The sequence below is a fragment of the Bradyrhizobium sp. Kon56 genome (genome assembly GCF_055807635.1).
Window position 1 is genome coordinate 1 of record NZ_JBVVOU010000032.1, and the last position, 18,666, is coordinate 18,666.

Annotated in this window: 10 protein-coding genes and 3 pseudogenes; 5 read left to right on the forward strand and 8 right to left on the reverse strand. The window is 57.7% G+C overall.

Going from position 1 to position 18,666, the window contains the following annotated elements; translation table 11 throughout:
* From AC0L3B_RS32465 to AC0L3B_RS32490, 6 genes and pseudogenes are all read right to left on the reverse strand, one after another.
* Window positions 1–1,547: pseudogene (locus AC0L3B_RS32465) on the reverse strand (CoA transferase); the annotation flags it as partial.
* A 643-nt stretch (window positions 1,548–2,190) separates the two neighbouring features.
* A complete protein-coding gene (locus tag AC0L3B_RS32470) occupies window positions 2,191–2,535 on the reverse strand; it encodes an aspartate/glutamate racemase family protein (protein ID WP_473381684.1) in 345 nt (114 codons plus the stop codon).
* Between the two features lie 368 nt (window positions 2,536–2,903).
* Window positions 2,904–4,349 carry a lyase family protein gene (locus AC0L3B_RS32475; protein ID WP_473381685.1) on the reverse strand — a complete coding sequence of 482 codons (1,446 nt, stop codon included), beginning with the start codon at window positions 4,347–4,349 and terminating at the stop codon, window positions 2,904–2,906.
* A gap of 10 nt (window positions 4,350–4,359) precedes the next feature.
* Window positions 4,360–5,571 carry an ATP-grasp domain-containing protein gene (locus tag AC0L3B_RS32480; RefSeq protein ID WP_473381686.1) on the reverse strand — a complete coding sequence of 404 codons (1,212 nt, stop codon included), beginning with the start codon at window positions 5,569–5,571 and terminating at the stop codon, window positions 4,360–4,362.
* 26 nt (window positions 5,572–5,597) lie between these two features.
* Entirely contained in the window at window positions 5,598–6,617 is a 1,020-nt protein-coding gene (locus tag AC0L3B_RS32485) for a pyridoxal-phosphate dependent enzyme (protein ID WP_473381687.1), read from the reverse strand.
* Between the two features lie 10 nt (window positions 6,618–6,627).
* Window positions 6,628–7,482 (reverse strand): GHMP family kinase ATP-binding protein, encoded by an 855-nt coding sequence (locus AC0L3B_RS32490; RefSeq protein ID WP_473381688.1) that lies wholly within the window; start codon window positions 7,480–7,482, stop codon window positions 6,628–6,630.
* A 1,414-nt stretch (window positions 7,483–8,896) separates the two neighbouring features.
* Here AC0L3B_RS32490 and AC0L3B_RS32495 point away from each other — a divergent pair.
* From AC0L3B_RS32495 to AC0L3B_RS32515, 5 genes and pseudogenes are all read left to right on the forward strand, one after another.
* Complete coding sequence (locus AC0L3B_RS32495; RefSeq protein WP_473381710.1) at window positions 8,897–9,946, forward strand: KamA family radical SAM protein; 1,050 nt, start codon at window positions 8,897–8,899, stop codon at window positions 9,944–9,946.
* A 1,503-nt stretch (window positions 9,947–11,449) separates the two neighbouring features.
* A complete protein-coding gene (locus tag AC0L3B_RS32500; protein WP_473381689.1) occupies window positions 11,450–11,638 on the forward strand; it encodes a hypothetical protein in 189 nt (62 codons plus the stop codon).
* Between the two features lie 9 nt (window positions 11,639–11,647).
* Window positions 11,648–11,989, forward strand: a complete 342-nt coding sequence (gene tnpB, locus AC0L3B_RS32505; protein ID WP_473381690.1) for an IS66 family insertion sequence element accessory protein TnpB — start codon at window positions 11,648–11,650, stop codon at window positions 11,987–11,989.
* A 154-nt stretch (window positions 11,990–12,143) separates the two neighbouring features.
* Window positions 12,144–12,643: pseudogene (locus tag AC0L3B_RS32510) on the forward strand (IS66 family transposase); the annotation flags it as partial.
* Window positions 12,644–13,183: 540 nt separating this feature from the next.
* A pseudogene (locus tag AC0L3B_RS32515) lies at window positions 13,184–13,375 on the forward strand (response regulator transcription factor); the annotation flags it as partial.
* 663 nt (window positions 13,376–14,038) lie between these two features.
* Here the strand turns inward: AC0L3B_RS32515 and AC0L3B_RS32520 are convergent.
* Window positions 14,039–14,857, reverse strand: coding sequence for a transglycosylase domain-containing protein (locus tag AC0L3B_RS32520; protein WP_473381691.1), 819 nt, complete (start codon window positions 14,855–14,857; stop codon window positions 14,039–14,041).
* Between the two features lie 2,613 nt (window positions 14,858–17,470).
* Window positions 17,471–17,785, reverse strand: a complete 315-nt coding sequence (locus AC0L3B_RS32525) for a hypothetical protein (protein WP_473381692.1) — start codon at window positions 17,783–17,785, stop codon at window positions 17,471–17,473.
* Window positions 17,786–18,666 lie beyond the last annotated feature (881 nt).

Sequence of the window (18,666 nt, forward strand, 5' to 3'; positions counted from 1 at the left end):
CAAATCAACAGACTTCACGAGCCTCTCGAAGGCCTTTCGGCCAGAGGATGACTCGATGTCCAGCAGAACCGATCGCTTGCCGCGCATGTGAGTCATGCCGTAGATCACTGTTATCAAGCTGTCGAAAAGCGGGCTGGCTGGGTCGATCTTGATCACCTCAGCCCCGAAACGAGCGAGATAGCATCCTGAGTGCGGCCCGGCGATGACATTGCTTAGATCGAGAACGCGCACGCCCTCGAGCCACCCCGCCGACCTGTCAGCCTTGCGTGTCAAGAACTGCCTAGCAGGTAGCGCCGAGAATGCTTCGACGGCCTGATCGAAGGCGACCCATTTTCGTGGCGCGGGGCTCAGCATCAATTCCCCGCTTTGCTCCAGCCAGGCTACAGGTCCAGGCTGAATCATCCGTCCATACACCGGATCATCGATCTTGATCATCAGACCCGCGCGTTCTGCGTGATCGTCTCTGATCCACTCCTGCAGCCAACGTTGCGGTGCGGCGGGGATTCGCCCCTCCCCAAAGATGCGCTCCCATTCCGTTGCGGTGCGGGTTACAAAGACGGCCTTCATTCGCGCGGCGATCTTGTCTGCCCAACATTTCGGCCGAGGAGACGAACTGAGGGAAACATCAGATGGCCAGTTGCCCACCGAGAGATAAGTGTCCGACTCCTCGGTAAGCCCTTCCGCCAATAGCTCATCGTACAGGCCCAGCACCTGCAAACAGCGCCTGGTATGATGCTTGTGTGCCGAGCAAAGGACGAAGAACATGCGCCCGTCTTTGCATTTATAGTTGCGGGCAAATGGATCGAGGAGCTCCTGCGTCTCCTCGTAAGTGAGGTTCATCGGCAAACCCGCTTCGCGCCGCCGGGCGATCTCTCGCTCGCGGTGCGACTTGTAGCGAAGCGGAAGCTGGTCAATGCTAATCGAATTATATGCGAGCCCCTCCATGACCGCGCATGCAAGAGGCACCTCGATCTCGACGCCGATTCCGCTGCGTTCCCGCGCCTGAAGCGCCAGCACCGTAGCCGAAACGGCCAGCATCGTACCATAGGCCGATGCCAGAGGTAGCGGCGAGAAAGACGGGTCGATACCCCTCAACACACGATTCAACCCCATCTCGATGAATAAGCCGGAGGACGCCCCGATGACGGCCTCAAAGTCACGCCACTCGCGACGGAGTTGATCGTTGGAAGCAAAGCCGGGAATGGAACAGTAATCAGGGCTGGGCGAATCTTGCGCAAGACGCTGAAGTCGATCCCAAGGCGGCTCAACACTCCCGGGCGGAAATTCTCGATGACGATATCCGCGTCGGCGATCAACGTTTGCGCTTGCGACAAGCCTTCCTCAGTTTTTAAGTCGACTGAAACCATCAGCTTGTTTCGATTAAGAGTCGCATTGGCAGGGCTATCCCAGAGGGGACCGGATGGCGGGTCGATATGCACGACAGTAGCGCCAAGATCGGCGAGGATCATCGCCACTGCCGGGCCGGCGATGTACTGGCCGAAATCAACGACCTTGACACCGAAGAGCGGAAGGGTTGACGGCCGCATAACTAGTCCTTCGTCATGAGGCATTGGTTGGGGGGGGCATGCTGTCACAGTTGTGCCACGCTTAACGCTCGCGGTGGCGAACATCTCATACTCCGCCTGCGGCAGAGGCAAGCTCAGCGCGAGCTGCCTCCCAGATAGCAGCGGAAACGACAACCGGCGCGAGGAACTGAATCCAGCTTTCAACATGGCTCCGTCGTCGCAAGCTCCGAGAGAGTTCATCTGAACGACATCCTCGCCAGCGACGGCTACACAATGCGGTCAAACCGCGATCGCAATGACCTTGCCAAGCGTTAAAGCCACTGCATTCGCTAGCACGCCCCCATCGTCGCCAATCATGATGCGTACGCCGCTCTCGTTCAGATATGCGCTACATTCTGAGCGACAGACTCCATCATCATCCGGCAGAGGCCCGCGATGTCGTAGACAGGCCGGCTCGTCATGCGACGGATCGCGGGCGAGATGGGGGGAAAGCCGTGCACTCCAACAAAAATGCAGCGATGTTCGGGTTGGCAGAAAAGAGGCGTGAAACGCACCCCGCGACGTCCGCCTCGATTTCAGCGGTTTCGGTATATGCTGGCGGACGTTTCATTTCGTTGCGGTACAATTGACCTCCTTCTATGCCGCCAATGATTAATCTCGACGATTAACTGACATCTACAATGCGGTGCACGCGTTCGCTGGAACTCCTCGAGTCGGCCGAAAGGACAGCAATTTTAGCAGTCTGCGGCAGCTGGCTAAGCAATGCCGGCAACAGGAGCAGGCTCGAGGTCGCTACCGGCACATTCACCGACACAGCCACGACGTTCTGATGACGGATAAAGGAGGCGCAGTTTGAGCTTATTGCAACAGCGCCTTTTTCAACCAAACGTTCGGCTGCTGCGACAGTGGCGGACTCGAGCGATGGTTCACCGCGCATGGCGACATCCGCCCAAGCTCCGGTGACCGTTTCCGAGATGATCGGGAAGTCGAACGTCGACGGATGGAGCATCGAGCCGGGCCTCGGAGGTGGAGGTGTAGCTCCCCCTCGAGATTGAGAATTCCAAGAGGACGTGAGTCGTGCTTGCCATAGAAACTCTCTCCTAGTCGGGTTATTGAAGCGCGGTCGCTAAGGGGCAACGAGCAGCCGCTGTTCCCAGCGCCCGGCGTCTCACGGCGCCAAGGCCCGAGCGCGCACTCCCTGGAGCACAAGGTCACGAGGTTTCATCGCGCTTTGCTTCGGTTTCGGAGACAGGTGACATCATCCGCTTTCCGCCCGCGTGTCGGATTGCTAGGCGAGCATCTTGCAAGTTGCTGCCGTGAACTCCGGCGCGTGTCTCATCATTGAGCTCGTTTTCCCGTGTTGATACATTGAATCGTTCACGTCTCGAGCCTCGCGATTGCAGATCGAAGTTCTTCTCGAGCCCGGCTCCAACCAGCGCCGAGATCCCCCAATAGCGCGGCTGCTCGTTCTACGCCCGTTTCCAGCTCATCCAGCGCTGCCGAAACGGCATCCGGAGCAGGGCCTCCTCCAGCTCGGGCTGTTACCGCAATAACCTCCGGCGCCAGCGATAGCTCGGAGTCGAGCACCCGACGATCTTGCATGATCGCCGCGAGACTCGATGCGCCACTCTCGAGGGCTGTCGTAACCAGCTGCCCAACTTCATTATGAGCAGAACGAAAATCGAGACCACCGTCGACAGCGAGGCGGGTCGCCGTTTCCATGGCATTAACGAACGATCTTTCGAGCATAGCGGAGGCTGCCTCTTCACAGACAGTCAAGCCCGCGAAACATAGCCGGATGAGACGAACCGCGCCAATGGAATGGTCGATCCCGGGCCAGACATGGCGAGTAGCCTCCGTTCCAACAGCGACGCAGTTCGTAAAAGGCGTACTATGCATGCCAGTAACTGCGGCGACGAAGCAGCCAATTGTCGCGCCAGCCTTGCCTTGGACCTGCTCGAGAAGGAATGGATTGCGCTTGTGAGGCATCGCGGAACTTGAGCCAACCAGTTCGTCCGGAAGATTAGCCAGCCCGGATTCGCCGACCCACAGGAGCAGCGTCTCGGCCATGCGGCTTAGGGATGATCCGAGAATCGCACAATTGGCCAGTAGGCGAAGAACAATATCGCGAGATGCCACGCTGTCGATAGAGTTAAGTGGCGGCATCACGAAGCCGAGCAGCCTAGCCGTCAACTCCGGCAGGATGGGCAGGGTGGTGCCGCCGCCTGCGCCAGCGCCGAGGCAGGAAACATTGAGGAGCGGGTGCACGGCCAGAAGAGCGTCCAGATCTCGCGCGAGCGCGCTGCCGAACGCTGTGAGGTGGTGCGCGAATGTGGACGGCAATGCTGGCTGACGGTGAGTGTGCAGTGGAAACACCGTCTCAAGGTGACCGCGAGCCCGCCCGCACAGCACTCGCAGAAGTTTGACCAGTTCGGCAACCAGCGCCTGATACGGTGCTCTCAGCTTAAGCTTCAGGAGCGTCGCATTGATATCGTTCCGGCTCCGACCAAGATGTAGGTTACTAGCCTCCTTGCCGATCACCGATCGAAGATAATCTTCATAGGCGAGATAGGAGCCGCGGGGCGAAGGGCAAACCGCAAGGCTCTGGAATCCGTCGGCCTGCAGTTTATCCAGCTCAACCACCACCCTTCTGGTGAGATCACGGTCGATCAGTCCGACTCGTTCAAGCATGATGGCTTGGGCTCGATCGATGTCGGCGTAAAAGGGCAGCTCGTCGCTCGCTGCACGCTGGAGATCGCTGTCGAAGACGATGGCGCTGGCTTCAGGATGAAGGGTCGATTTGATGCGGCCAGTATGTTGCAAGATTGTCTCCTTATGCGTTGCAAATGAAAGCGACGGCGGCCTCGGCACGCCGGGTAGCAGCAGCAGGATCGCCATCAACTGCGATGACGTGACCGATCCGATCCCGGAAATCGTTGCGGCGTCTGAATTGCATCGGCAAAGTATGATACAGAACGAGCTCCGCCAGCCCGAAGAGGTCGACGACGCGCTCGCAGTTCTGCGGAAGCATAAATGAGCCTTCGCGCTCCGGCACGATGAATCGAATGGAGCCATGATTGCCTTCCGCCGGGGGCGTCCAAGGCATTCCGAGGAGGCTGCGGAGCACCGCGAGAACCGGATCGAAACCAGTCGTGTGGCGGAACAGGCTTGGAATCGAGCCGCCCGCGAGCCTTGGATTTACTTCAATAATCGTGATGAAACCGTGGTGTAGTCGGAGTTCGACATGAGCTGGTCCGCGCACATGACCAAGGGCCTCTATCGCGCGAAGGGCTTCACGTTCGATTTGCGCTCGGGCCTGAGACGATACTGGTGCTGGTATATCGTGCCCGATCTCGACGAAATGCGGCAGGGCACCAAGATGTTTTCGCGTCACCCCCATGATCTGGCTGTCGAGGATCTCGACGGAATACTCCTCGCCTGCGATGTAGGACATAAGAAGGGCGCGGGGCTGCACAGAACGGCCACGCACGTCATTCGTGCCTCTAAGGAGCTCGCGCAAAGCCGCAATTGCGTCTGTTTCGGTCTCCACGAGGCTGACCCCGATGCTCCCGGTACCGCTGATCGGCTTGGCGACTGCAGGTAAGCCCACCTGTGTAATCGCGCTGCGAATATCGCAGTCGGCGCCTACTGTGGCGCTCTCGGGCACTCCGATGCCCGCTGCGCGGAGGGCGGCAGCCTGGCGAGCCTTATCCCGGCAAAGTGAGATCGCGTCGGGATTCGAACCGGTGAGCCCGAGTCGTCTGGCTTGCAGCGCGGCCGTGTAAAGGTAGACATCGCTGGAGGTCATTAGCAGCGCAATTGGTATGGCCGTTGCAATGCTGTCGATTACGGCTGTAACAGCGGCTTCTGAAGACGTTTCGCATGTACGGAGGTCGAGGTCTGGGATGGCTGGCAGAAAGCCATACCGCTCAGGGGAAGCGGTGACAAACACCGGAGCGAACCCCAGTTCTTGTGCACGCAGAATAAACTCGGCGCCCGAGCCTGTAGTATTGGATTCGATGAAGATCGCAGCTGATTTGGCCATTTTTGTATGCTTCAGTTCGGGGAAAGCTAGCCCATCACGTCGGCCAACGAGCGGCGACTCCAGTCGAAACGGCACCAGCCGTTAACAGCCTGAAGCGGGTGGCGGACAAGGATCGGCTCAGTCGCGGCGAGCTCGGCTTGATAGCCGTTCGCGTGCATCCAACCGGGATCGTAGACGCTGTGCTCGTAGCGGTTGCTGTCGTCGGGAAAGACCGCGAGCACGTTGGTTTTTGAAGAGCGCTCCGCGTACCACTTGGCAACAAGATAGGCCGCCCCGCTCGTGGGGCCGCGCTTTAGCGAAGTCTCGCGATGGAGTCGGTGCGCAGCCTGGTATGCCTCGTTGGCGCCGAGCCAGTGGATTTCATCGAACGCCTCGTGAAGCAAGTTCCCGGGAAGAATGCTGTTGCCAAGTCCGCGCAAATCGCGCTCGCCGGCCGGTCGGCCGAACAACACGCTGCCGAAGGTGTCGATCCCCACGAGTTTCATTTCGGGAAAGAATGCGCGGCAATAATGAGCCAGGCCGCAGGACGAGCCTCCAGAGCCCACCGTTGCGACCAGGATGTCGATCTTGCCAAACTGCCTGATGGCTTCCTCAGCCGGACGCGCATACGAAAGGCGATTTCCGAGGTTGTCATACTGTCGTGACCAGGTTGCTCCGGTCCGTTCCACAAAATCCAGAAGCGCGTTCTTCCGGAGCAGCTGAATGTTCGCATTGGACGCTGTCGCCTCCACCAGGTGCACTTTGGCCCCCAATTCCTCCATGGTGCGCTTAAGCGGGGGCTCGATCGCGCGGTCACCGAAGATGTGTAACTTGAGCGCGAACTGCATACACACGATCGCGAGACCGAGAGCCATGGTCCCGCTCGATGTTTCAACAATCGTCGTGTTGGGGCCGATGTCGCCGTTCCGAAGGCCTGCTTCGATGATGTTGAAGGCGGGAAATACCTTCATGAGCCTGAAATCGATTGCGCCCAAGTTTTCTGGTCGCAATGAAACAATCTTTAGGGGGGCATGAGCGCCGAGTATGTCGGAGAGCGTGTCCGCCATCGAGTCGTCCTCAGTATGGAGTCGAAAACGTGCAGAGGCGATCAAAGCCAAGCCGACCAATCGCGGCTCTAGCCCTAGCCACTCGGCTGCCAATATCGGGGAGGTGGGGGTCAAAGATGAGGCCTGCAACCGTGCCGCTATGGGCAACGACAACACCGGCCGATCCGGCGTCTTCCTTGATGCTGAGGAGCTCGTTGAACTTCGGCTTCTTGAGCGGATTCTGGATGGCGCGCTCGCTCTGTAATGCGGAGAAAGTCGCAACTCGGCCCACAAGTGCGACGCTCTGCTCTGCGATTGCACGCTCCAGGACCGCCAGTGCGCACCCGAAGGCGGCGATCTGATCACGCGAGTAGCGCGCTCGCGGTAGTCGGTCGGTTCCAATGCCGCCTTCGCAGGAGCCTGTGTCAAACCCCAGAATCTGCATTTGCGGGAGTGGGCCGTTGAAGACACGGATACTCTTGCCCGCTCGTTGGGCGAATAGAATGGTGCTGCTTGTGCAGTCGAACATCAGAGAGTCGGAAGCATGTTCGGCCGCCACCGCAAGTTTCGCTTGGAGATGAGGAGCAGGAATCACTCGGGATCCCAGGTAGGCTTCGACTGCTTTAGCGGCAGCTCGAATGGAAGCCACTACGCCGCTCGTGGACGAGCCCATACCGGCGCCTTCCGGGATGAATGTCCTAACATCGAGTGTAGCTGCCATGTTCGTCATTCCCAAAGCATCGAGGGCAAGCCGAACGGCGAGCTCACACTTATGGAAATGATTTGGCATCACTTTGATGCCGGTTTCGCCGACCTGAGGCACGAATTTCCCTGTCCGGCTCGGCTCCAGTGTCACACGGGCTTCCGATCCATCGGCGTGCGGCATGTGAACTGAAACCAGCGCACGCACCGTCCGCCGGTGCCTGCCGTCCTCGAGGGAGAACGCTCCCTGCAGCAGCTCGCCGAAGTGGGGATGGCAGGTCGCCACGCCGAATGGCTTCGGGAGAGAGCAGCACCGCGTAACCGTATCGTTCCCTAGAGCGCTCCGTGAAATCTCCATCATGTCCCTGGTCTGCCGGGGCCGCGCCATGAAGCGCGGAGTGATTTGACGTGCGTGCGGGACATAAGCTGACGGAAACCATATTTGCTCGTTAGGAGAAAGATTTCATGCAATGCTGCACTATCCCATTCGTCATCTAATGAAAGCGGCATTGTCGCGAGCTCCCAATTTGACCTGCATCAGAGACTGTTTCACGACCTGCCCAGACTCGCATTGCGAGCAATCCACATGTTGAGATGAGGCCGCAAGACTGACGATTGTAGCGGTCGTGAATGCCTCGGGCTTCTAGTGTGCGCATCGTTCAAGTACCAGCTAGGGTGACGTACTCGATTTCGTACCGGCACCTTACTTAGGCGCGCAGATGTGCGCACCTACCAAGACGTGGGAGTGCGCGCCCCCTACGAGCAGCAATCGAGCGAGCAGGCGCGTTTCCGGTAAGGCAATGATGATGCGAAGCGTTCCGGCCGGAATATTCATCTGCAAGTGAGCAGCTTGCGAGCGCAGCTTCGAAGTGACAACTAAAAGAGCCCGCTGTCGCAGATACATCCATGCTTCAGTTAAATCGCTCGCGAAAAGCGGTTTGTATGCCCGACAGCCGTCGCACAGGCCGGCTCACGTCGCTCGAATTATATCGCAGTGATCCTGTCGTCTGCAGCAATCTGATGCCGTACGCGGCGTTCCTGTCGATCCACGAGATGCAACTCGGCTATGCGGCTGATCGTAACGCTGGTAAGCGAGCATCTTGATCGTAACTCTGAGCTTCTCGATCACAATGTGCTCGTCCAATCTCCGCGTCGCCGGCGGACCAGCCGCTTGCCCTCTCAGCGCGCAGCATTGCTTGAGGATCGCCAGGTTGAAGGCCATCATTATCGCCATCATCGGCTAGAGAGCGCACCATTTCAAATGATCGTTATTCGTGCGCTCATTCGCCTTTTTGTGTCGGATTGGAGACATGTTGCGGGCCCTCCGACAAACTCAATGACACAAGCGCTCGATTGATTAGCGCGTGACCTCAATCTTGAGCCGATGAGACGCTCCTGTTGCTGGCATGCCGATTGCTGGGAAGTTACGTCTTTGCGCGGAGGTCCCGCGCTCTCCGGCCAAGGCAGTTCAAATGAAAGCGCCTCCATTGATCCAAATAGACGGCACGGACGCTGTAGCGAGTGCACCGCAAACCTCTGGCGGTGACCTAAGCCCCTCCTCGCCGAACAAATCAGATCCGCCGCTCCGCAGTGCGGTCATCAAGTTTATAGAAGGCGCTCGCACGATGACGGAGGCCGAGCTGCAAGCCAGTAGCATCACGCGTCATCATGTCACAACATCGTATCGCCAACAGATCGCCAACAGTGGCTACTACGACCAATTGAAATACATTGTGGAGCCGTCAGCTAAAGAGCTCGACAGTCCCGGGGCGTTGGATACCAGCGGCGAGCACGACAACACAGTCCTTCCTGGACTTCAGCATAAGTACGCGCAGACCGGGTTGTTACTCGTGACTAACCGTTGCGCGTCATATTGCCGTTTTTGCTTCCGCAAACGACTCGTTGGCAGAGAATCCGATGAAATCGTGCCAGACGTGGCGAAAGTCGGGCAATATATTAGCGGACATCCCGAGATGACGAACGTTCTCCTATCAGGGGGCGACCCGTTCGTTCTTGGTACGGAAAAGCTCGATGAAATTCTTACGCATCTGCTCCCCATTCCACATTTGACTTCGATTCGAATCGGCACAAAGTTCTTCGCCTTCGAGCCAAAGAGATTCGACGACACCGCTCTACCTGCCTTCTTTCGACGAATTCGTGACGCGGGTAAGACTGCTGTTCTAGTCACTCATTTCGATCACATCGGTGAGATCTCGGTCGATGCTGAGAGGAATATCCGCAGCTTGCGCGCACAGGAAGTGCAGTTCCTCAATCAATCTGTGCTTCTCGCAGGGGTAAATGACAATCCTGAGATTTTGGCAGCGACGTTTGCCAAGTGTCACCAAATGGGCGTCCGTCCGTACTATCTCTTCCAAGGAAGGCCGGTGAAGGGCGCATCCCATTTTCAGGTTCCGCTTCGTCGCGGATCAGAGATTGCGCGCGGCGTCAATCAGCGGCTCGCGGGGATTGAAAAGACATTCAAATACATCATGTCCCACTATACGGGAAAGATCGAGATCCTCGATGTCGGCGATGATGACCGCATTTATATGCGATACCATCAGAACAAAAGTCCCGACAAGATTGGAAGGATTTTTTCTAGGCCATATACCGACGCCGCTTGCTGGTTGGATGATCTGCCTGAATGATGATCGAGGCGGCGTGGACTGATGACATTCAAATCTTTGGCTTCCTTGAGCTGGCGCCGGGCCGCGTCGAACTCATTTGGTCGGATCCTAAAAACAGTTTTGCTGTTGAGGCGACGCGGAGGCAGCCCCGCGCTAGGGTCTGCCAGCCGCAAGCCTGGAATTGCGAAGCTACGACGCGCTGCATTCGGGAGGGGACAGCTCAATCTCTCGACAGCTGGCAGGAACGGCGAGGATCGCAGAGTAAGGCCCGTAACCCAAGGCGATCGCATAACCGAGATATTCGTCCCAGCCATCGTCCCTGCGACAAACCCGACGCAAGAGATCTGTCATCGACTGCTCAGCGTTGCATCGGGCTCCGCGAGGTAACCTGTGACGCTAGACGAGGGTGAGGCATTGATGTGCGCGTCTGTTCCGTTACGCCTGTCACGTTCCATTCAGTTGTACAATGCCGCCGCTGCCAACAGAGGCATCAAGCTGTTGATGGGATTCGATTTCCATGAGTATGTCTCGATTACGCAGTCCACTCCAACAAAGGGGCAAACATTTCCAAATTTTCGGCCAGACCGATCCATAATCAATGCAGGTGAGGGATATTGGCTCGTAGGGCTCGATAGGAAAGAGAGCGTGGTGTTTACAAATGCCACTCGAGTGTATGACCTTTCACCCAGTAATTTTGCAGAGCATCTTCAATCGCTGAGGGCGTTCTACACTGATCCGGTCGCACACGCAGATCCTCGGGATCATTGTACTTGCCTCGCACCTAATGCAAAGAAGATGACCGGAAAGGTGGCGTACAACGGGGACCTTTGGGTGCGCAGAGATCTGAGAGGACGGGCGCTTCCAAACATGATCGCCCGAATCACGCACAGCGTGTCGTTTGCTATGTGGGCTCCCGATTTCTTGTGTGCGCTTGTGGCACCGTGGCGGGTGGCCAAAGGGCTTCCCCACTACCGCCATCATGAACCCGGCGGGTCGATATTGCGGCTCGTGAAAGAGGATATTGCGGAAGAAAATTGGCTCGTTTGGGTCACTGGTGAGGAGCTAAAGAACGATGTCAACCATTGCTTATGAAACACCACCAGCTTTGGCAGAATCCACGTGATCTTGTGCGTTGAAGTGGAGGCCGCAACATTGTCTCACGTTCGAATGTGTCGGAGATTCGGAACGGTCGCCTAGGATGACAGAGCTGGGGGGCAACAGACGTAAGCGCGAAGCCGATCCGTTGCTTCAGAATTCGAATGAACGTGCGAAGAAGCTTCCGGTTGGACGGAGGTTTGGGATCGGATGGGACAGCAAAAAGGACATCCATTTTACCGGCTCATCGGTGAGCCGGCTGGAGGTCCTTGAAGGACCATCGGGACGCCGGGTGCTTTCGGAGGCTGAGGGAGCCCGGATCATCGCCGAATGTCTGCTACCCGGCGCCCAGGCGTCGAGGTGGCGCGCAAGCACGGAGCGACGCGCTGGCAGAGTTACGATTGGCGACGACGCTTTCGACCGCGAGGCATGTTGGCGCTAGGCGAGGCGTCGCAGTCGACATTCGCGCCGCTGGTCGTGGAAAGCGCGTTGGAGGAGGATCACCTTCCGGCGATCAAGCTTGAGATCGCGATCGGCGATGTCGTGCTGCGGACGGATCCCGCCATAGATGGCGAGCAGCTGTGCCCGGTGATCCGCGCAGTGCGAGCGTCACGATGATCGCCGCCGGTGGCCGATCTGAAGATTTATATCGCGACGCGGCCGATCGACTTCCGCTGTGGCCATGATGGACTTGCGGCGAAGGTGCAGGAGATGCTTCGCCTCGACCCGCTCAGCGGCGCGGCCTGCGTGTTCCGATCGAAACGAGCGGTCCGGATCAAGATGGTGGTCTGGGATCGAACGGGCCTAGTGTTAGTTCACAAGCGCCTCGAAAGTTGCAAGTTCGTTTGGCCAACGATCGCGGACGGCGTGATGCGGGTGTCGCCGGCGATGTTCGCGGCCTTGTTCGAGGAACTGGCTTGGAGGTTGGTCCGTCCGGAGGAAGGACGGCGCCCGCAGGCGGCGGGATGACTGCGGCAGAATGACTCAGAAGCTATTTTGAACGTGGCACGCGCGGCGGCGATATGCTCGAAATGGCGCATGGGCATCGCGGCGCTGCGCGACGAAAATGAACGACTGAAAGCGCTTTGGCGCAAACGCAGGCAAGGGCCGATCGCGGAGCGTGCCGGAAGGTTCTCATCGCAATCGCGGCTGCTTGCCTGCCCATTTGCCTCCGGTGGAACGGATCGTCGAGCCTGCGAGCACGCTGTGTCAGTGCGGTTGCGGCGCCATGACGAAGATCGGCGATGACGTCAGCAAACGCCTCGACGTCATCCCGGCGCAATGGCGCGTGCTGGTCACGCGACGCCCGAAATACATCTGTCGCCGCTGCTCGGGCCCCGTCGTGCAGGCCCACGCGCCGGAGCACGTCTGCCCAGTGGGCTGCCGACCGAAGCGGCCATTGCGCACGTGATCGTCTCCAAGTTTGGCGACCATACGCCGTTTTACCGTCAGGCCGAGATCTATGCTAGGCAGGGGATCCGGCTTGATCGGGCGACACTGGGCCACTGGTCCGGCCGCGCCTGCTTCCATCTCCAACCCGTAGCGGACCACATGCGTCGCCATCTGGAGAGGGCAGATCGTCTGTTGATGGACGAAACCACGGCACCGGTGCTCGATCCGGGCGTGGCCAAGGCCCAATTGCGTACGTTGGGCGGAATAGGTTACGGGGGCACACCAGACGATCAGACGCGCGGAGCCCTGTGCAATTAACACTTGCGGTACCTCCTTACTGTGATGTCGATCCAGGGCTGTAGTTGATGGTCTGCAGAGGCTTGCATGCTCCCATAACGGTCGGGCTGTGCTCATCCCTCGTTTTCTGAAGCCGTTGACACCTCGTAATCTAGATTCGTGCAATTGAACGATTTTTGCTTGTCGGCGTCTTGCTGGCCACTACGTGAGCGGCTATGACGGCAGAACTCTTGGGTCCCGGACTTGCTGACGCCAAGATCAAAGCCGCCCATGTTGTAACCATTGCTGTAGCATTTAGGACGTATGTCGCGTCTTCAACGCTTACCGCAATCGCCACGTTCCCAGGCTGATCGGTTCTTTCTGAAAGCTTGTGTTGGTAGGAAGATGTGCGATCGCGTCGGGTGGTACGGCATTTGCTGATCTCCTTCCCAAGTCGTCTCGGCTCAGGAGGAACACATGGTCGATGTGCAAGACGTGGTGCTGTCCGCACGAGAAAAAGAGTGCTTGCGGTGGGTAGAGGAGGGAAAATCTTCGTGGGAAATCGGGGTGATATTGAACGTTAGTGAGAATACGGTCAATTTTCACCTTAAGAATGCGATGCGAAAGCTGGAAGTGACCAGCCGAATCCAGTGTGTTGTAAAGGCGCGCCGCCGTGAGCTTATTTGAACTATGAGCGGGCGCTGCTGCGATCCAACCGACGTCCAGCGTCAGGTCCTAGGACTACTCCGTTACATTCCGATCCCGCTACCAAATATCCTCTTGCGCGACCGAAGTGGCGCTCCTGGATGAGATTGCTCCACTTCATCGCGGCCCTCTGCACTTCAATGCCTGCGATTAGACCCAGCCGCGGGCTCGTAGGCGGTGAAGCTGCCCGCGAAGGCAGCCCCTAATGGTCGCAGGCATCAACGATTGGGCCTTCGGCAAGAACCCTGTTGGGAACGTCGTGTCAAACGATCCCGCCGCGACGAATTGCTTTTGCGCAAAAAGCCCCATGCTCTGCGGCTCCGATCGCGGCGGACACCGTGTGACGGCCGTACAGCGCTAATCGTGCGGCAAAGATCAGCCGCGTCTGCCCACGGGCATAACTGGCGGATATTGTTGGCGCCATCGCCCCGGGTGGGATCTAATCCCTGGTCAAAAAAGCGCGTCAGGTTGTCCTAGTACACAGCACAGCAAACGCTTCGTGCGGGAGCTCGGGTGTGTTGAGAGATGCAAACGCGATTCATCGCCTCCTCACCGCGCTAGTGATGCAGCGAAGCTTCGTAGAGACGTTCGTTAAAGCTGCAACGACATGACGCACCGCTTTGAAAGGCGACCAGCTAAATAACGTCACTTTGCACTCTTCAGTGGGCCCTCCTCGGGGGTGAATATCAGGCGTGCCGGATGGTGCTTTGCGCCAAACACCTGGTCATCAGTCATGGATCCAGTCTCCACGAGCTTTTCGAGAACCAGGCTTGCACGCTGTCGCGCAGTCCCAACAGCAATGTGCGAAACTTGATCGAGCGGAAAATTTACGAGGCCAGCCAGCATGGCCGCTTCGCTAAGGTCGATATCCTGAACCCGTTTTTGGAAATAGAGCCGTGCCGCATCTCTGACGCCGAATATGCCGGCTCCAATCCGCACCCGGTTTAAATAGATCTGTAGGATTTGATCCTTCGTGAGTCGAAATTCGAGCCAAATAGCGATAAGTCCCTCGTGAATCCTGTCCTCGAAAGTTCGTCCATTTGACGGGAATAGCATTCTCGCAACCTGCTGGCTAATCGGCGGGTGTACGCCGTCTGTCTCTGGCCTGGCATGGAGCGAACGGGCGATAGCGGCAAGGCCGATACCGAAATGGCTGTAGAAGCGATGATCCTGAGTTGCAAGCGTCGCCTTGATTAAGACCTCCGGAAGCTCTTTCACTGCAATCGTGTTATACGTCGTGCAAGCGCTGGTCGGATTCGTCCGGCATTCTGGCCGAAAGACTATGCGATCAAAGTCGTCGCCCCGATCCTGACTCGCGGTTTCACGAAAAGCCGGGATCGCCACGAAAAATGACAGTATCAGGCCGACGAGCCCGAATGTTAGAGCTTCCGAAAGCGGCTCGACGATTCCCCAACGTAACGATCGGCCAACAAGCCGCGCACCCCGCATCAGCTCTGTAAGCATAGCGGCAATTGGACGGATACGACTGGTTCTGCCCACTATACGGTCTTGGATCGCGGGCGTCCTGCTTCGCGGCATCATCCGACTCACCTGCTTGTTTCATTTATCTGGAGTTCGCGTCGGAAAGGCGTCCCGCTGTCGACATGGCACTCCGTTTTCCTCAGAGTTCCTTTCCAGTGACAGCGTCGTGAAGAAAGGGTTCTGGGGAGCCCCCAGCAATTCTGGAGGCGCGCCTCCCGAGGCCGTGAGGTCACCAATCCCGCAGGTGGGAGGGGACCGCGGGTCCTTAATCATCCAGCTTTCACGCGCTATTCTCGAGACCTTGAGTCTGCAACATCCGATGCTGGTTGCCAGCACGCGGGTTGCTCGAGCGAGCGTCACTAGGCGGCATCACGGCTGAAGTTATCGGTTTGGGTATATGAATGCTCGCCAATCCGGGGACTTTGAATGGCAGTCTCGCAAGAGCAACGGAGTTGGCAAGCGCCATATAAAGCCGCGCACGCTCTCGGCGCTTTCGACGACGCCAGCTGTGGACGGCGTAGCCGACGCAAGAGCCGGCGACAAAGGTCAGAGCGAAAAGCACGAATGCCATCATCGCGAAATATCCATCTCCGGCGCGCCTCACAGAGCGCAAATGTGCTGTGTAGGAATCATGGTGCAGGCAGGCAATGACTCTGCGGCGAATCGAACTGATAGTTGATACAACCTGACGCTAGGTGCGATTCAAGTCCGTTTAAGCGGTCTTGAGGGGGATCACCGATCGGGATCACGCCGGACACTCTGTCAGAAGACCAGCTCTCGATTAAGTCAGGTGCTCGGTTTTCCTAACTAGGGAGCACACGGCCTAGCGTCCTTGCATATGTCCGTTGCGCCAGAGAAGCTGCATAACTCCGGCGTCACTGCCGTAATCGCCGCTAAACTGCGGAAAGCCATGACCGCCGTCCAACTGAAAAGTTTGAGATTGCAGCCGATTGAGAGCGTTCATAGGAATCTGGAAACGAAGAGCCATCCCGCGAAGCTCCCAATAACGGAGCTTGTCAGTCCGCCATCAAGATCGGCCGGAAGTTAATCCTCCGCCGCGATTTGCGGAAGTGGACCTTCTGTTGCCGGACAAAAAGTCTGCGCCTGCTCACACAATCGGTGATTGTGGGCTAAATCCGCAGCCTGCGAATCTGCCCAGCCCTTGCTCCAGTCAGGGACCAGCGCTGGCTCACCAGAAAATGCGTAAAATTTGATGACTGACTTCAGAAGCGCTGTCGGGAATGATGTCGCTCAGCAGTCGGTCCCGCGCTTTCCATCAAGGCAGGCGATCATGCTTTGATTCGCGACAGCGTTTATGGACCTGTGAGGATCTTCGCGGATCAGGTTCTAACCGGCTACAGATTAAGCATCCGACACAACGATCGGATTTGCTCGCGTAGATCGCCAAAAAGCGCGAGCTATGTATCTGGTCTCGTGGGTCCATGACCTTTGGACTCTAGCATGCGCCCGCGCTGGCCGCTATCGCACATCACTCGGGTGCACGTGTGGTCATGAACAATACCTGGGCGACGCCGCTCCACTTTAAACCCTTTGAGCTTGACGTCGACATCTCTTTTCGCCTTTTGGGACCGGGATTGCTACGACATGGCAACCCAGAAGAACGGCTTTGCTTGATGCAGCAAGGGCGGCCTTCCGGAATGCATAAGACCAAAGGCTCCTGTACACCAGACTAACAGAATAAAAAAAACGGGGCCTAGGGCCGGGGCTTTCGATCCGCCGTTTGAACACGCGCGCGCCTCAATACTTGAGGAAAATCAGACCGCAGCTCTTATAGTCGAAGCCGTGCAGTCACAACGACATCGAAATCATTGCGGGTGCGATCGGCCCACCAAACGACTCGCTGAAGTTCTCCGCGCGGGGCTGAATGAACCGGTGCTCGTACTCTCGAAGCCAAGCGACCAGTTAGGTGCGATGCCGTACTCGATGCCTCCCCAACACGCCGCCCAAAGAACATCACTCTTCGTAACCTGCGCGCCTATTAGGGTCGATCTGATCTGATAGGTGTTGCTCGTGACTGCGGCCCCGCCTACGCAAAGTAGTACGTTGTCCAAGGCATAGCCATCTGTCCCGTCATCTGACCGAATGCATCAATCTTGATCTGGTTGATATCGGCACGCCTCCAGCTGCCGCATCATGGCAGCCGTCCGGCGTGCCGCCAAGGTCATCCCGGCAGTTCGAGCTTGAGTCGAAGCCAGCGTCCATTCCGATATAGTAGCTGCTCTATCCGTAGATCGCAGTCGTGACGGGCTGCGGAGGCTTGGTGTACAGACGCTGGAAGCCTGCGCAGGCACATCAGCGCCGAATGCGGGCGCCACCGCGTCGAGCGCTACAATGCTCACGCGAGCAACAACTTGTTCATTTCTGTCCTCATGCCTGGAGTGCCTGCCCTCCTGTATCTTAACAACGTCCGCGTGAATTGCTGTACCAGCTTCGAACCAGTTGCGCGTAAAGCAATGTTCGAACCGAACGCTGCGCAAAGTGTCGGACGTTTCAGGTCATCTCCACTGCGCCCCAATGCTTGGCCGCATGCGGGTACAGCTAGCCTTCATGCGGACGAAAAGTGGGCTGCTGATGTCAGCGGATAAAGGACAGCGCAAGCCAGATGATGCCCAGCCAGACTGCAACGCAGAAGAGCAAAGCGCTTTGCAACGTCGTCGCTCGTATCTTGTGACGCCATCGCAGGAGTTGCGATGAGCAACCGGTGAAGCGCCGACCGCGTACAACAGCTATCACTTCTTCGTAATCTGCAAACCGGAAGTAAGAGCGATGCTTGCGAATATACGCCAGCCGCTCAGTGGGTGAAAGGCACTGTGCCCAAACCTCCCATGCCTCATCATCAAAACACGCGCTATTCTCAAGGACTTCGACGAGGCGGTCGTCACGCTTCATGATGCATCCGCTGTACTGTCTATCGCGGATCGAGTTCTACGAAGGAAGCCTCACCTTCGAAACCTCTCAGGTTAGGTAGGCGAGTTCAGCGATGCGAGCCCGGCCAAAAAAGCATCCGTCACGGCCAACGCAGCGTTGCGCGCAAGATGAAAGTCGAAGTCATGCAAGGGTTCTGGGGGGCCTCTTGTCGTCCAGTGCGGAGGGCGAGCATCGAAGCGCTGTACATGCCGAAGGAGAGTGAAGGGGACTCCTTGTCGGCGCTGCCGCAATCGTGCTCGTCGCCGGATTCAGTTCAAGCGCGCGCCAAACATATCTTCTCCGCGGTTCGCGCCGGCGCTGATTGGAATCCGGTTGGGCAGTAGCTTCCGCATATGCTAAGAACACACAGATGTGCGTTGTGACGCCGGGACCGGTTGCGAATTCTCCGCCGCCGATCCGATGATCGGGGAATGGCCGACGCGCGATCTTCTGCGCAGCGTCGCGGGTCAAATCGGCGATCAATCTCACGCTCCACCGTGTTCTTGAGACTGTTTCCACGCCGCCGGGTGCCTTTACTCTATCGTGCGAATCTGCACTAAGCTGGCGATGGAGGGCGTTCGCACTCGCCTAGCCGATCGGCAGTTTCTTTATTTGAGCAAGGCCGAATGCAGCGTTAGGATCCACGGCGTGCGGGAACTCGGAGCGGCGGCGGAGCAGAAGTTCCGGAATGCAAAGAGAGCACCATAGAGCCGGGCGCGTTCACGTCGTTTTGCGAGAACGCCGGCTGCGCGCAGCGTAGCCTAATCCAAAGCCGCCGAAGAAGATGCTAGTGAGAAAAAGGAGTGCTGTTGTCATCTCGATGTGTAAACCAGAGGATGCTTTGATGTGGTGCGTCACACCCC

Bases quoted from the DNA above. Each gene is read 5' to 3' on its own strand.
- AC0L3B_RS32470 (WP_473381684.1), bottom strand. From the start codon at position 2,535: ATGCTCCATCCGTCGACGTTCGACTTCCCGATCATCTCGGAAACGGTC.
- AC0L3B_RS32490 (WP_473381688.1), bottom strand. From the start codon at position 7,482: ATGCCGCACGCCGATGGATCGGAAGCCCGTGTGACACTGGAGCCGAGC.
- AC0L3B_RS32485 (WP_473381687.1), bottom strand. From the start codon at position 6,617: ATGGCGGACACGCTCTCCGACATACTCGGCGCTCATGCCCCCCTAAAG.
- AC0L3B_RS32520 (WP_473381691.1), bottom strand. From the start codon at position 14,857: ATGCTTACAGAGCTGATGCGGGGTGCGCGGCTTGTTGGCCGATCGTTA.
- AC0L3B_RS32480 (WP_473381686.1), bottom strand. From the start codon at position 5,571: ATGGCCAAATCAGCTGCGATCTTCATCGAATCCAATACTACAGGCTCG.
- AC0L3B_RS32500 (WP_473381689.1), top strand. From the start codon at position 11,450: ATGTTGGCGCTAGGCGAGGCGTCGCAGTCGACATTCGCGCCGCTGGTC.
- AC0L3B_RS32525 (WP_473381692.1), bottom strand. From the start codon at position 17,785: ATGAAGCGTGACGACCGCCTCGTCGAAGTCCTTGAGAATAGCGCGTGT.